The organism is Cupriavidus phytorum (assembly GCF_003254285.1).
Classification (GTDB): Bacteria; Pseudomonadota; Gammaproteobacteria; order Burkholderiales; family Burkholderiaceae; genus Cupriavidus; species Cupriavidus phytorum.
Map to the genome: position 1 here is coordinate 521,952 of NZ_QKZN01000004.1, position 13,187 is coordinate 535,138.

The following is a 13,187-nucleotide window of genomic DNA, read 5'->3' on the forward strand; positions in this document are numbered from 1 at the left end:
CCTCAGCAATGGGGTGGCAACGGCTGCGGCACCGCCGCGCCGTCGGGCTGCGCCAGCCACTGGCCGGTGCTGCGCAGGATCAGCGTGCCGCATTCGGGATCCGCGGCTTGCGGCAGCGCACGGAGTTCGACACAGGTATCGAGCGCGGCTTGCGGGCAAGCGCCGGCGCTTACCAGATGGCGCACCGGGCCATTGGCTGGCACGCGCAGCGGCCACTGGCCGGCGACCATGTCGGACCCCGGGGCGGCGGCGACGGTCATGGTCTCCAGCGCATGCCGCTCCAGCTGCAGCATCGCGCCGGTCAGCGCGGCGCGGGCCTGCGCGCGCCAGCCGCGCGCCAGATGGCGGTGCCACGCGGGCACGGCAATGGCCGCGAGGATAGCCAGCACGGCCAGCGCCGCCACCAGCTCGATCAGGCTGAAGCCGCACTTGCGCCGGCAGGTCGATGCCTGGGCCATCATGGCGCCTCCTCCCTGGCCGGGCCGACGATCTCGCGCCAGCGCAGGCGCCCGATGCGGCGTGTGGCCAGCGTTTGTGCGATCTGCGTGACGGCGTTGCCCGTGGCGGACCACACCGAGAGGGCAAACGCCTGGCGTCCGGCGCCGCCCGGTTGCGCGGGCGTGCCGGGCACTTCGGTGCGGGTCGCGAACACGCTGGCCCCGGGCGGCAGCAACTGGCCGGTGGCGACCAGCAGGCGCTCGCCGGAACTGCGCTGCGCGACGGATTCCCCGGTCGCCGCCAGCACCAGATAGCTGCGCTGCGCGCCATCGGGCGTGCGGGTCACGAACAGCAGGTAGCCGGGGAAGACCGGTTCGATCTCGACCAGCTGTTCGCCGGCATGGGGCAGGGTCAGGCGCCAGCCGTGATCCTGAGCGCCGCCGGGCGTCGCGCGCAGGATTTGGCCGTTGTCCGCAGCCTGGGTCGTGAGCTGCCGAGGCACGCGCGCCGTGACGCTGCGTGAAATAAGTTCATCGGGCACCGCGGCCAGTTCGTTGCCGGCGCCGTAGATCACCACGGGCGCGGACGGGGATCCGAGCAATACGGGGGCTTCTTCCCTGACTGGTTGCGCGGCCACCTGCATCCGGTACAGGCAGGCCGCCGCAGGCCCTGCCCCCGTCGGCGGCGCGTCGGCGAGCGCGAAGCGCCAGAGCTGGCCGGCATCGTCGGTGGCATAGGCCGCGAGCGCGGCACCAGTGAGATCGGACAGCACGCTGACCGCCACCAGCTGGCCGGCCGCGGGGCCGCCGAGGCAGTCGCGCTCCGCCAAGGGCAAGGTGCGGATGGCGTACTGGCCGGCCCATGCGGCGCCGGCGGGCTTGTCCAGTGGCAGCAGCGCCAGTCCGGCGCGGGCAACACCCGCCTCGCCATTGGCGCTTGCATCGATGATCACCACCGCATACCAGCGCAGACCATCCGGGCCACGGATGCCGGCAGCGCGTACCGGCCCGCGCGCGGCCAGTGGCAGGGCGTCGGTCGCGGCGATCTCCCAGATCGGCACGAACGGCATCTGTCCTTCGGGCTCGGTGACGTCGAGCGCGAAGACCGCGGCGGGGTTGCCGGTCGCGGCCTTGGCCGGGATACCGCACAGCAGCACCGTGCGCCATTCGCCGCGCAGGGTGACATCCTGCGTTTCCGGGCGCGGGCATGGCGGCGGCAGCGTCGGTGTGCCCGGGGCCGGCATGGCCAGCGCATAGGGCAGCAGCGCGCCCGGCAGGTAAGCGGCACGCTCCTCGCCGGTGGCGGCATCGAACGCGTGCAGCAGGCCGTCGACAGTGCCATGCCAGGCCACGTGCGGGCGCAGGCTGTAGCGCAGGCGAAAGCCGGCGTGGCCGGGTTTGCCGGGGGACCAGGCCGGCGGCGCCACCACCCGCACGCGCGCGCCTGCCGCGTTGCCCAGGCGCGTATCCCGCGGGCGCAGGCCGGTGCGGGTCTGGTCGCCGCGCAGCCAGTCCACCGAGGCGTTGTCGCCCATGTGCAGTGTCTCGGTTACAGCATCCCACTGCAGCGGCATCGCGCGCGCCGTTGCGCCGTCCGGCGCGGCGTACGTGAATATCCGTCGCGACGGCACAGTGCGGCGGTCCAGTCGGTCACCGGCCTCCCACAAGTCAGGCGAGGGCGCCTGCGTCAGGTCCTGCCAGCCGATGGCGAACAAGCGCCCGGTCCACGGATAGGCGCCGTTGGAGGTCCGGTAGGCCAGCGGCAGCCGGCCTGCTTCGGACCCGGCGGCATGGCACGCCGGAACCAGCATCAGGGCAAGGCAGACGAACGTGCAGCGGGCGAGGCAGGTCATGGCTGGATCACGCTTTGCAACAGGGCGCGCACGGCGCGCGTGGGGCCGAAGCCGATCGCGGTCACACGGATCCGCGGCCACGGGGCGAGGGCGACAGCGGGATCCGGCGCGCTGTAGCCGGCCGGCGTTTCATCCAGAATCTCCGCGACATAGCGCGGCAGCTCCTGTGCGGCCGCGTCGGCCGGCAGCGCAGCGCCGGTAAAGCGGCCCAGCGGCACGCCGATGGCGTCGACGTTTGCATCGGCCCGCAGCCACGGCTGCCACACCGGCGGCCCGGCCAGCGCGGGCCGGCAGACGCCGGCCTGCTGGCCGCGGCCGCAGTCACCCTGCGCCGGCCAAAGGCCCAGGCGGTCCTGCGTGTCCGGCGATGCGGCGGCCGCCAGCAGCTCGGCCTCGCCGTCGCGCAGGGCCGCCTCGGCGGCGCGGAAGGCGAGTTCGCGCTCGCGCTGCATGACGGCAAGCTGCCGGCCGGACAGCAGCATCTGCAGCGTGGCGGCGGCGATCAGCACCACCATCAGCAGCAGCGTGGCGCACAGCAGCAGCGTGACGGCGCCGGCCTGGCGTGGGCGTGGCAGGCGGGGCGCTAGCACAGCGTCTCCTCGCAGCGCGGCGCGTTGCGCAGCCGCACCGTGGCGGCGAACACGCGGCGCGCTGTGCCTGCCTGCGCCGGCGTAGCGGGCGGCAGGTCCGCCGCCGCGGTGCCGGGCAGCGACAGCGTGTCCGTAGCGCTACCCCGGACTGGCGTGGCCGAGCCCGGCCGGTCGCCGCGCACGGCGAGGGCAATCTGGACCGCCACCACGCGTTGCCAGGCGGCATCGCCCGGCGCGGCGATCGCCGATGCCGTTTCGAAGCGATCGGGGCGGCCGTCCTGGTCCAGGTCCAGCCCATAGCGCAATTGCAGCGATTCCACGCCGCGCACCAGCGCGCCCGAGGTCCAGCCGCTGCCGTCGATCAGGCCATTGCGGCGGGCCGGGTAACGGCACAGCAGTTGCGGCACGCCATCGGCGCCAGCCGCCACATAGAGCAGGTTCTCGGCGACATAGCCGGCGGTCGGTGCGGTGGCCGGCGCGCCTGTTGCCATGGCCGCGACCGCATAGCCGCTGCAATCGGTCATGGTGTCGTCCGGCTGCGCCGGCGCGGCGGGCAGGCCGCTGCCGCTGAAGCGGACCAGCAGCGCGTCGCTTTGGCCGACCCCGGCCCGGGCGCAGGCGGGCACGGCGGCCATGGCGGGCTGGCCGCAATTGTCCGCGCCGCTGACCGCGGGCAGCGCGGTGGCGGCCATGCCTGACGCGGGCTCGCCCGGCCAGCCCGACTGGCGCAGCAGCGTGGACAGAATGGCCAGCGCGCGCTGGCCGCGTTCCTCGATCAGCACGCGGTCGGTGGCGGCGAGGTAGGCCGCGTGCGCGTTCAGGAAGGCCGCGCCGGCGGCGGCAGAGGCGACCAGGCCCAGCGTCATGCCGACCATCAACTCGACCAGCGAGAAGCCGCGCGCGCGGGTCCGCGCACTGCGCGCGTCAATGACCCCGCTCATGGGCGCTCCCATGTTGCCCCGGCGGGCAGGCAGCCGCCGGCATCCGGCATCGGCACGATGGCCGCGACCGCAGCCCAGGGCGTCGCGCAGCGGCCCAGTTCGGCATCGTCGGCCGCGCTGCGCGTGGCCTGTGCCAGGCGCTCCAGCTGGCGCAGCCAGCCCAGTCCGGTGGTGCCGACCACCGCCATCGGCAGCAGTCCGGCAACGACGATCGACAGGGCGCCAAGCGCCTCGATCAGCGCGTAGGCGCGCTGGAGCCGCGGTTGCGGGGTAGCTGGCGGCGGCGGTCGACGCCGGGTTGCAGGTGAGGACATGGCATGGGCTGTGAAGGCGATGGGCCCAGATTAGCCAGCCCGCCCGGCCACGAACGTGCCGAAACGTAAAGCGGGGAGATCCGCACCATTGTGTTAAGCGCGGACCTGCCGCACCCGATCGTGTCGCTTGTCCGCGACCAGTTGCGGCGGCCCAACGCCATGCCGGGTCGCCGTCAAACGCTGCGCGATGCAATTGACAGGAATTATCAAATTCCCCACTATCGCGGGTGTTGCAAAGTCGTATCGATTCCGCTATTCGAATGGCGAATCGCGATTGGCGGCATCCCGTTGCCGGCCACCCGGCCGGCAACGAGGCATAGAACAAGAATTTTCGGGTACGGGCTGGCCTTTCCGCCGTCAGAGCGGAGTGCCTTGCCCAGATAACAAAGCCATTTTTCGGGGGTCAACATGCATCGGGTCATCCTGGCAGTTCCTTGTCCATCGGCGGCGGCACCTCTGCCCGCGCGCTGACATGCCGGCGACGGTTCGCCTTCGCGATACCGCGCCTCCCCGCCTCCACCACGATGTGGCCATGCCCGGCCCGGGCATGCCTGTGCGCATGGCGCGCAACGGCAGCCGTGCCGGCTCCCGGCCGCGCGCGTTGCGCCGGCGCTGCCGCGGGCTGACGCTGGTCGAACTGATGGCGGTGGTGGTGATGGTGGCGATCCTGGCAGCGATCGGCACGCCTTCGTTCGTCTCGCTGCTGCGCACCAGCCGCGTCGACAGCGAGATCCAGTCGATGGTCGGCACCCTGCAGCTCGCGCGCAGCGAGGCCATCAAGCGCGGCGTGCCGGTCAGCGTGTGCCCGTCCGCCAATGGCACCGGCTGCCTGGGCGCCGGCAACTGGGCGCGCGGCTGGATCGCCTTCGTCGACCGCAATGGCTCGGGAACGGTGGACGCGGCGCCGCCGGCCGACGAGGTGCTGCACTACCGCGCCGGCTGGTCCGCCACCGACACCTTCACCACGCCCGCCGGCGCGGCCTTCCTGAGCTACAACCGCGATGGCTTTGCCGTGCTGCCCGGCGGCGCGCTGACGATGACGCTGCGCACCAGCCCGGTGGCCGCCGAGGCTACGCGCTGCATCGCCATCAATATTGCCGGCCGGCAGACCATCCAGCGCGCCGGGGAGGGCGCATGCCAGTGACCGGACGCATCGGCAGACTGCGCCGGCGCCGCATGGCGCTCGGACTGTCGCTGATCGAGGTGCTGATTACGCTGGTGATCACCTCGGTGGGGCTGCTCGGCCTGGCCAAGATGCAGGCGGCGGCGCTGGCCAATACGCAGATTGCGCGCGGGCGTTCGCTGGTGGCGCTGCAACTGGAAAGCCTGGCCGCGGCGATGCACGGCAACCGCGGCTTCTGGGCAGCCGGCACGGCGCCGCAGACGTTCACGCTGTCCGGCGCGACGGTGACCGACAGCACCGGCGCGCTCAGCGCGGCCGCGCCGGACTGCGCCAGCGTGGCCTGCACGCCGATCCAGATGGCCGCCTACGACGTCCAGCACTGGGCCGCGGACATGGCGGCGCACTTTCCCACCTACGCGGCCACGGTCAACTGCAGCAACGACATCAGCCGCCCGATCCGCTGCAGCCTGACCGCCACCTGGAGCGAGCACTACCTGGCCTACAACCAGACCACCGCGGCGCAGACCTCGGCCATGGCCGCCACGCAAAGCCTGACGCTGCACGTCCAGCCATGAGAGCGATCCTGCGAATCCCGCGCCCAATATCTCGCGGCATGCATCGCCGCGGGTATCGATGCGCGCAGGCCGGTGTCTCGCTGGTCGAGGTGCTGGTCGCCATGGTGATCGCGCTGTTCATGCTGGCGGCGCTGATGACGGTGTTCCTCAACCTGCGCGGCACCGTGCGCGACCAGGAGCGCCTGGCGGCGCTGCAGGACAGCGAGCGCCTGGTGATGACGATGCTGGCCAACACGGTGCAGTCGGCCGGGTACTTCCCCGATCCGCTGAACCAGGTCGCGGCGGACGCGCTGCCGGCGCTGGCCGGCAACGCCTTTGGCGATTTCGCCGCGGGGCAGGCCATCGTCGGCCAGTCCGGCGCCGACGGGGCCAGCGATACGCTGACGGCGCGCTTTGTCACCGCCAGCGGCGACGGCATCATGAATTGCCAGGGCGCGGCCAATACCTCCGGCGCCAGTGTCGCCTACCTCAACACCTTTGCGGTCAACGCCGCCAACGAGCTGACCTGCGCGGTCAACGGCGGCGCGCCGGTGCCGCTGGCCAGTGGCATCACCGCGCTACGGGTGCGCTACGGCACCGATACCGGCAACGGCGGCAACGTCGACACCTACCTCAGCGCCAGCGCGGTCACCGCCGGCGCACTGTGGGGCCAGGTGCGCAGTGCGCGCGTGACGCTGACCTTTGCCAATCCCTTTGCCGGTCAGCCCGGCCAGCCGGCCACGCTCGGCTGGACCCAGACCATCAGCCTGATGAACCGTCCATGACACGCGCCCAGCCAGACCGCTTCCGCGCCGGCGCCGCGCCGCGCGGCTATGTCCTGATCATCGGCCTGCTGTTCCTGCTGATCCTGTCGCTGCTGTCGGTGACGATGTTCCGCGGCTTCGGCCTGCAGGAGAAGATCGCCGGCAACACCCGCGAGAAGCAGCGCGCGTTCGAGGCCGCGCAGGGCGCGCTGCAGTACGGCGAATGGTGGCTGGGGCAGGGCAACGGCTCCGCCGGCGCCGCCTGCAACACCGTGATCGACGCCAACGATCCGGCCAACCTGCAGGTCTGCGCCAACGCGCTGGCAGACCCGGCCAGCCTGCCGTGGACGCCGGCGCGGGCCGACTACCTGCCGCCGTCGATGCGCCTTGCGACGGCCGGCAGCCCCGGCGGCCTGAATGGTACCGACATCAACTACGCGCGCGCGCCCAGCCTCTACATCCACTATCTGGGCCTGTCGCCGGATGGCCTGTCGATGCTGTTCCGCGTCACCGGGGCCGGCTATGGCGGCGGCGACGGCACCGCCGCGGTGGTGCAGAGCACCTACCAGCTTGGCGCCGGCACCAAGGACCTCGGGAAAGAGTGATGAGCCAACCTCCACGCCTCGCTGGCATTGCCGCCGCCGTCAGTGCCACCGTCAGTGCCACCGTCAGTGCCGTCGTCAACGCGCTGCTGGCTGGCCCGGCGCATGCGCTGGTGATCCAGGACAACCTGAACGGGGCCTCGTCCTCTTACGACTGGGTGGCGCTGAATGGCGCGTGCCTGACCGCAGGCAACGGCACCGGCTCGATTCCGGGCTGCGCCACATCGAGCTTCACCTACTACCGGGACCGCAACTCGAAACTGGTCGGAGGCGCCAGCGGGAGCGTGCCGGATGCCGCGGGCTACGGCGCGCTGCGGCTGACCAACGGCGACACGGCCGAGGGCGCCAACGGCGACAACCAGACCGGCGCGGTGGTGTCCCGCTTCACCTTCGGCATGCAGGAAGGGCTGCAGGTGACGTTCTCCACCGTCACCTACGGCGGCGACAACCTGCGCGGCACCGGCGCCGACGGCATCAGCTTCTACCTGGCCGACGGCAGCAAGAGCCCGACTGTTGGCGGGCTGGGCGGCAGCCTGGGCTACAGCTGCTCCAACGTCAATGCCGCGTACGACGGCGTGGCCGGAGGCTATATCGGCATCGGCATCGACGAGTTCGGCAACTTCTCGAACAAGGCCGACAACACCGACTCGGGCCCGGCGTTCCAGGCCAACCGCATCAGCGTGCGCGGCTCGGGCGACACCAACTGGGCCGGCCTGCGCGCCGCCTATCCGGGCTATTACCCCGACAGCCTGAGCGCCAGCAAGCGCGCGCAGGCCGTGCAGAACACCTGTGCGCGCGGCTATGTGCAGGACTGGAGCAGCGGCAAGGACGGCGGCGACGTCAGGGGACGGCGGCTGGCCTACAACTACCGCATGCTCGGCATCAGCGACCTGCCCGACAAGATCGCCAACCAGCAGGCGGTGTCGAGGCCGACGCGCGCCAAGGGCATCCCCATCGTCTATTCGCTCAAGCTGACGCAGAACGGGCTGCTGAGCATGTCCTACAGCTACAACGGCGGCGCGGCCACGCCGGTGATCACCGACCAGGACATCACGCAGGCCAACGGGCCGGTGCCGGCGTCGCTGCGCTTCGGCTTCGCCGCGGGCACCGGCGGCGGCAGCAACGTGCACGAGATCACCTGCTTCAAGGCCGAGCCGGTGGGCCAGTCGAGCAGCTCGGCCGGCACCAACGTGCAGCAGTCGGCGCGGGTCGAGGCGGGCTCGCAGGTGTACCTGGCCTACTACCATCCGACCAACTGGTGGGGCGAGCTGAGCGCGCAGAACCTGCTCTACGATCCCGCCACCGATTCGGTGTCGATTGCCACCGTGGCCAACTGGAACGCGCATTGCACGCTGACCGGCGGCCACTGCGCGGCGACCGGCACCTCGGTGGTGGCGCAGGCGCCCGACAGCCGCAGGATCCTGACCTGGAGCGGCAGCACCGGCATCCCGCTGCGCTGGGATGCCAACCTGCCAGCCGCGCAGAAGGCGAAGCTGACCGCCGGCGATGCCGCACCGAGCGGCGACCGCCTCGACTACCTGCGCGGGGACCGCAGCAAGGAGCTGACCGCGGCCGGCGCCGGGCTGTTCCGCAAGCGTACCGGCGTGCTGGGCGACATCATCGATTCCAGCCCGGCCTGGGTCGGCGCGCCGTCATCGCCGTACAGCGGGCCCTGGACCGATGCCTTGTACAAGCGCGCCAGCCCGCCCGAGCCTGCCGGCAGCTACGACGCCTTCCGCCAAGCCAGGGCTCAGCGGCTCAACGTGGTCTATGTCGGCGCCAACGACGGGCTGCTGCACGGCTTCCGTTCCGGCTACTACAACGCGGCGGGCGCCTTTGTCGGCAATGACGCCGGCAAGCCCAACGACGGCCGCGAGGTGCTGGCGTACATGCCCGGCGCGGTGCTGGACACCATCCAGTCGTCGAATGCGGCGCTCGCCTACAGTTCGCCGCAATACGTGCACAACCTGTTTGTCGATGCCACGCCCGGCACCGGCGATCTCTACTACGCCGGTGCCTGGCATACCTGGCTGGTCGGCGGGCTGGGGCCGGGCGCGAACCGCGGCGGCCCGCTCGCCAGCAAGGCCGCGGCCGCGACCGGCGGCGCGCTCTACGCCCTCGACGTGACCGATCCGGAGCGCTTCGACGATACCCCGGCGGCGGCCAGCGCCACGGTGATCGGCGAGTGGAACAACACCCTGCAGTGCACCGGCGACAGCGCGTGCGGCGACAACCTCGGCAACACCTATGGCACGCCCGTGATCCGCCGCCTGCACAACGGCCAGTGGGCGGTGCTGTTCGGCAACGGCCTGGGCAGCAAGAGCGGCTCGGCCGGCCTGTTCATCATGCTGGTCGACCCGGCCGACGGCTCGCGCAGCTTCCGCTATCTCGGCACCGGCTACGGGCCGCAGCAGGACCCGGCCGGCGCCAGCAGCCGCAACGGCATTGCCTATGTCACGCCGGCCGATCTCGACGGCGACCACATCACCGACTACGTCTACGCCGGCGACGTGTTCGGCAACCTGTGGCGCTTCGACCTGACCTCGGACAATCCGGACCACTGGCGCGCCGGCAGCCGCCCGCTGATGCAGACCGGCGGCAAGCCGATCTCCACCAGGGTGGCGGTGGGCTCGGTGCCCGGCACCGGAACCGGCGCCGCGGCGATGCCGCGCGTGGTGGTCGCGTTCGGCACGGGCCGCCGGCTGGAGCAGACGCAGGGCAGCGAAGCGGTGTTCGAGCCGGGCGGGCAGGGGCTGTATGGCGTGTGGGACTGGGACATGGCGGGATGGAACGCGGTGGCCGGCGCGCAGGCCCGCTATGCGTCGCTGGCCAGCGCCACCCGGCCGCTGTCCGCCGCCAACCTGACGCAGCAATCGATTACCGCCGAAGGGCGGGCGGCCGGCAGCACGGTGACGGTGCGCACGGTCAGCGCCAACAAGGTGTGCTGGCAGGGCTCGAGCGCCTGCGCCAGCGGCAACAACAAGTACGGCTGGCAGCTGCCGCTGCCGTCGGCCACGCGCGAGCAGGTGATCTACAACCCGGTGATCGCCTACGGCATGGTGATCGTCAACACCACCATCCCGCCCAGTTCGGCGCTGTCGCAGGCGCTGTCGTGCAATGCCGAGGTGCCGTCGGGCTTCACCATTGGCGTGTCGATGGGCTCGGGCGGCGCGGCCGCGCAGTCGTTCTTCAGCAGCACCAACAGCAGCAGCTTCCCGCTGCTGAACAACGGCATCGTCAGCGGCATCGGCCTGAGCGGCACCGGCACGCCATCGGTGGTGACGGCGAAGAAGCGGCCCTACCTGGTGCAGCAGACCGTGGGCGGCAGCGGTGCCATCACCCAGATCAACCCCGGCGCCAACGGCGCGGGCGCCCGTCTCAACTGGATCCGGCTGCGCTGACCACCATGAACCTGCCTGCCTTCCCGCTGCCGCGGCGCGCCGCCGCCGGCTTCACGCTGATCGAGCTGATGATCACGGTGGCGATTGCCGCGATCCTGGCCGCGATCGCCTATCCGTCCTACACGGAGCACGTGCGCAAGTCGCGCCGCACCGACGCCAAGACCGCCTTGCTGGATCTCGCGGCGCGCCAGGAGCGGCTGTTCAGCACGCAGAACGTCTATGGCGGCACGCCCGCGGCGCTGGGATATGCCGGCGACGCGTTCCCTGTGGCGGTCCAGTCGGGCGGACAGGCCTACTACCAGCTGACGGTGGTGGCGGGCAATCCGGCCACCAGCTATACCGCGACCGCGGCGCCGGTCGGCCCGCAGGCGGGGGACGACTGCGGCAGCTATACCCTCAACCACCTTGGGCTGCAGGGGAACACGGGGATGCGCGCCGGCGTGGCGTCGGCGCAGTGCTGGTAGCGGAAAACGCGGGCGTCAGCGCTTGCCGCTGCCGGCGGTGACTTCGGCCAGCACGTCCGAGAATTCGGACACGTCTTCAAAGCTGCGGTAGACCGAGGCAAAGCGGATATAGGCAATCTTGTCGAGCTTGCGCAGCTCGCGCATCACCAGTTCGCCGACCTGGCTGCTGGGGATTTCCTTCTCGCCCAGCGCCAGCAGCTTTTCTTCGATCCGGGTGATGGCTTCGTCGATGGCTTCGGCCGAGACCGGGCGCTTGCGCAAGGCCAGGCGCATCGAATCCTTCAGCTTGGCGCGGGCGTAGTCCACGCGCGAGCCGTTTTTCTTGACGATGGCGGGGAAGAACAGCTCGATCCGCTCATAGGTGGTGAAGCGGCGGTCGCAGGCTTCGCAGCGGCGGCGCCGGCGCACGGCATCGCCGTCTTCCGACATGCGGGTGTCGAGAACCTGGGTATTGGAATGACCGCAAAAGGGGCATTTCATGCCGGACCACCTTCAGTTGAACCCCATCGCCTTGTCCGTGTTGTCGTTCTGCGGCGGCGGGGCGGGTTGGCGAGGCCCGCGGCCAGCGCCGGGGGTGGCGCGGACCGCGGAGCTGCCGGCCACCCGTGCGCGTGCGCGCGGGCGGCCTGTCAGCGTCAGCCGTAGACCGGGAAACGCTTGGTCAGCGCCGACACCTGCTCGCGCACCGCGGCGATGTTGGCGGCGTCGTGCGGGTTGTCCAGCACGTCGGCGATCAGGTTGCCGACGATGCGGGCTTCTTCTTCCTTGAAGCCGCGCGTGGTCATGGCCGGCGAGCCGACGCGGATGCCGGAGGTGACGAACGGCTTTTCCGGGTCATTCGGAATCGCGTTCTTGTTCACGGTCAGGTGCGCCTCGCCCAGGATGCGCTCGGCTTCCTTGCCGGTGATGTTCTTGGCGCGCAGGTCGACCAGCATCACGTGGCTCTCGGTGCGGCCCGAGACGATGCGCAGGCCGCGCGCGATCAGGGTCTCGGCCAGCACGGCGGCGTTCTTCACCACCTGCTGCTGGTATTCCCTGAACTCCGGCGTCAGCGCTTCCTTGAACGCCACCGCCTTGCCGGCGATCACGTGCATCAGCGGGCCGCCCTGGATGCCGGGGAAGATCGACGAGTTGATCGCCTTCTCGTGCTCGGCCTTCATCAGGATCACGCCGCCGCGCGGGCCGCGCAGGCTCTTGTGGGTGGTGGTGGTGACGAAGTCGGCGTGCGGCACCGGGTTCGGGTAGACGCCCGCGGCGATCAGGCCGGCGTAGTGGGCCATGTCGACCATGAAGTAGGCGCCGATCGACTTGGCGACGCGGCCGATGCGCTCGAAGTCGATGCGCAGCGCGAAGGCCGAGGCGCCGGCGATGATCAGCTTGGGCTTCTTCTCTTGCGCCAGCTTTTCGAGCGCGTCGTAGTCGATGTCTTCCTGGGCGTTGAGGCCGTAGCTGACCACGTTGAACCACTTGCCGCTCATGTTCAGCGCCATGCCGTGGGTCAGGTGGCCGCCCTCGGCCAGGCTCATGCCCATAATGGTGTCGCCCGGCTTGAGCACGGCGAAGTACACGCCCTGGTTGGCCTGCGAGCCCGAATTGGGCTGCACGTTGGCGGCCTCGGCGCCGAACAGCTGCTTGACGCGGTCAATGGCCAGCTGCTCGACGATGTCGACGTACTCGCAACCGCCGTAGTAGCGCTTGCCGGGATAGCCCTCGGCGTACTTGTTGGTCAGCTGCGAACCCTGCGCGGCCATCACCGCGGGCGAGGTGTAGTTCTCGGAGGCGATCAGCTCGATGTGGTCTTCCTGGCGCTGGTTTTCCTGCTGGATGGCGGCAAAGACCTCGGGGTCGATCTGGTCGATCGTAAAACGGCTGCGTTCGAACATGGCGAAACTCGTCTGAAAAAAGGGAATCCGATTCAGGCATCGGGGGTAGGGCGCGCGGGGAAGGCTAGCGGCGACCGGCACCGGCGGCGGCTTGGCCGTCGGCGCAGGGCGCACCCTGCTTCCCATTCGCTGCCCAGGCGAGCGGCAGGCATGACTCGCGTCAACGCCATGGCGTTTGGAAACTTCACGCCAGAGAACTTGCGCTTCCTCGTGGTAGTGCCCACTGACTTCGCCAGTCGCGCAAGATGGAATGGTTGCGCG

General features: G+C 70.7%; 13 protein-coding genes and 1 riboswitch. Of the genes, 6 read left to right on the forward strand and 7 right to left on the reverse strand.

The window, feature by feature from the left end; genetic code table 11:
• Window positions 1–2: 2 nt before the first annotated feature.
• The 5 genes from C7416_RS13785 to C7416_RS28950 are packed head-to-tail and all read right to left on the reverse strand — an operon-like array spanning window position 3 to window position 4,135.
• The gene (locus C7416_RS13785) at window positions 3–458 is read right to left on the reverse strand and encodes a type IV pilin protein (RefSeq protein WP_111519524.1); all 456 of its coding nucleotides are present in this window, start codon (window positions 456–458) and stop codon (window positions 3–5) included.
• Window positions 458–2,290, reverse strand: a complete 1,833-nt coding sequence (locus C7416_RS13790; RefSeq protein ID WP_111519447.1) for a pilus assembly protein — start codon at window positions 2,288–2,290, stop codon at window positions 458–460. Before C7416_RS13790 ends, C7416_RS13785 begins: the two co-directional genes overlap by 1 nt.
• Complete coding sequence (locus C7416_RS13795; protein WP_111519448.1) at window positions 2,287–2,880, reverse strand: pilus assembly protein; 594 nt, start codon at window positions 2,878–2,880, stop codon at window positions 2,287–2,289. Before C7416_RS13795 ends, C7416_RS13790 begins: the two co-directional genes overlap by 4 nt.
• Window positions 2,874–3,821 carry a PilW family protein gene (locus tag C7416_RS13800; protein WP_240988183.1) on the reverse strand — a complete coding sequence of 316 codons (948 nt, stop codon included), beginning with the start codon at window positions 3,819–3,821 and terminating at the stop codon, window positions 2,874–2,876. The genes C7416_RS13795 and C7416_RS13800 overlap by 7 nt, the downstream gene beginning before the upstream one ends.
• Window positions 3,818–4,135 (reverse strand): hypothetical protein, encoded by a 318-nt coding sequence (locus C7416_RS28950; RefSeq protein ID WP_146604279.1) that lies wholly within the window; start codon window positions 4,133–4,135, stop codon window positions 3,818–3,820. The genes C7416_RS13800 and C7416_RS28950 overlap by 4 nt, the downstream gene beginning before the upstream one ends.
• Before the next feature lie 547 nt (window positions 4,136–4,682).
• Here C7416_RS28950 and C7416_RS13810 point away from each other — a divergent pair.
• From C7416_RS13810 to C7416_RS13835, 6 genes are read left to right on the forward strand one after another with little or no spacing between them, the layout of a single operon-like run.
• A complete protein-coding gene (locus C7416_RS13810) occupies window positions 4,683–5,279 on the forward strand; it encodes a GspH/FimT family pseudopilin (RefSeq protein ID WP_240988182.1) in 597 nt (198 codons plus the stop codon).
• Window positions 5,270–5,833 (forward strand): type IV pilus modification protein PilV, encoded by a 564-nt coding sequence (gene pilV, locus C7416_RS13815; RefSeq protein ID WP_240988181.1) that lies wholly within the window; start codon window positions 5,270–5,272, stop codon window positions 5,831–5,833. The genes C7416_RS13810 and pilV overlap by 10 nt, the downstream gene beginning before the upstream one ends.
• Window positions 5,834–5,871: 38 nt before the next feature.
• Window positions 5,872–6,597 carry a PilW family protein gene (locus C7416_RS13820; protein WP_111519452.1) on the forward strand — a complete coding sequence of 242 codons (726 nt, stop codon included), beginning with the start codon at window positions 5,872–5,874 and terminating at the stop codon, window positions 6,595–6,597.
• On the forward strand, window positions 6,594–7,181 hold the full coding sequence (locus tag C7416_RS13825; RefSeq protein ID WP_111519453.1) for a pilus assembly PilX family protein: 588 nt from the start codon (window positions 6,594–6,596) through the stop codon (window positions 7,179–7,181). Before C7416_RS13820 ends, C7416_RS13825 begins: the two co-directional genes overlap by 4 nt.
• The gene (locus tag C7416_RS13830; protein WP_111519454.1) at window positions 7,181–10,579 is read left to right on the forward strand and encodes a pilus assembly protein; all 3,399 of its coding nucleotides are present in this window, start codon (window positions 7,181–7,183) and stop codon (window positions 10,577–10,579) included. Before C7416_RS13825 ends, C7416_RS13830 begins: the two co-directional genes overlap by 1 nt.
• A 5-nt stretch (window positions 10,580–10,584) precedes the next feature.
• On the forward strand, window positions 10,585–11,043 hold the full coding sequence (locus C7416_RS13835) for a type IV pilin protein (protein WP_111519455.1): 459 nt from the start codon (window positions 10,585–10,587) through the stop codon (window positions 11,041–11,043).
• Between the two features lie 15 nt (window positions 11,044–11,058).
• Here the strand turns inward: C7416_RS13835 and nrdR are convergent, their stop codons facing one another.
• Window positions 11,059–11,523, reverse strand: a complete 465-nt coding sequence (gene nrdR / locus C7416_RS13840) for a transcriptional regulator NrdR (RefSeq protein WP_012353559.1) — start codon at window positions 11,521–11,523, stop codon at window positions 11,059–11,061.
• A gap of 155 nt (window positions 11,524–11,678) precedes the next feature.
• The gene (gene glyA, locus C7416_RS13845; protein ID WP_111519456.1) at window positions 11,679–12,926 is read right to left on the reverse strand and encodes a serine hydroxymethyltransferase; all 1,248 of its coding nucleotides are present in this window, start codon (window positions 12,924–12,926) and stop codon (window positions 11,679–11,681) included.
• Window positions 12,927–13,050: 124 nt separating this feature from the next.
• A riboswitch (ZMP/ZTP riboswitch) is annotated at window positions 13,051–13,176 on the reverse strand.
• Between the last annotated feature and the right edge of the window lie 11 nt (window positions 13,177–13,187).

What these genes read in the sequence shown, in the direction of transcription:
- C7416_RS13800 (WP_240988183.1), bottom strand. Translation starts at nt 3,821, where the DNA reads ATGAGCGGGGTCATTGACGCGCGCAGTGCGCGGACCCGCGCGCGCGGC.
- C7416_RS13825 (WP_111519453.1), top strand. Translation starts at nt 6,594, where the DNA reads ATGACACGCGCCCAGCCAGACCGCTTCCGCGCCGGCGCCGCGCCGCGC.
- nrdR (WP_012353559.1), bottom strand. Translation starts at nt 11,523, where the DNA reads ATGAAATGCCCCTTTTGCGGTCATTCCAATACCCAGGTTCTCGACACC.
- glyA (WP_111519456.1), bottom strand. Translation starts at nt 12,926, where the DNA reads ATGTTCGAACGCAGCCGTTTTACGATCGACCAGATCGACCCCGAGGTC.
- C7416_RS13785 (WP_111519524.1), bottom strand. Translation starts at nt 458, where the DNA reads ATGGCCCAGGCATCGACCTGCCGGCGCAAGTGCGGCTTCAGCCTGATC.
- C7416_RS13790 (WP_111519447.1), bottom strand. Translation starts at nt 2,290, where the DNA reads ATGACCTGCCTCGCCCGCTGCACGTTCGTCTGCCTTGCCCTGATGCTG.
- C7416_RS13830 (WP_111519454.1), top strand. Translation starts at nt 7,181, where the DNA reads ATGAGCCAACCTCCACGCCTCGCTGGCATTGCCGCCGCCGTCAGTGCC.
- pilV (WP_240988181.1), top strand. Translation starts at nt 5,270, where the DNA reads ATGCCAGTGACCGGACGCATCGGCAGACTGCGCCGGCGCCGCATGGCG.
- C7416_RS13835 (WP_111519455.1), top strand. Translation starts at nt 10,585, where the DNA reads ATGAACCTGCCTGCCTTCCCGCTGCCGCGGCGCGCCGCCGCCGGCTTC.
- C7416_RS28950 (WP_146604279.1), bottom strand. Translation starts at nt 4,135, where the DNA reads ATGTCCTCACCTGCAACCCGGCGTCGACCGCCGCCGCCAGCTACCCCG.
- C7416_RS13810 (WP_240988182.1), top strand. Translation starts at nt 4,683, where the DNA reads ATGCCTGTGCGCATGGCGCGCAACGGCAGCCGTGCCGGCTCCCGGCCG.
- C7416_RS13820 (WP_111519452.1), top strand. Translation starts at nt 5,872, where the DNA reads ATGCATCGCCGCGGGTATCGATGCGCGCAGGCCGGTGTCTCGCTGGTC.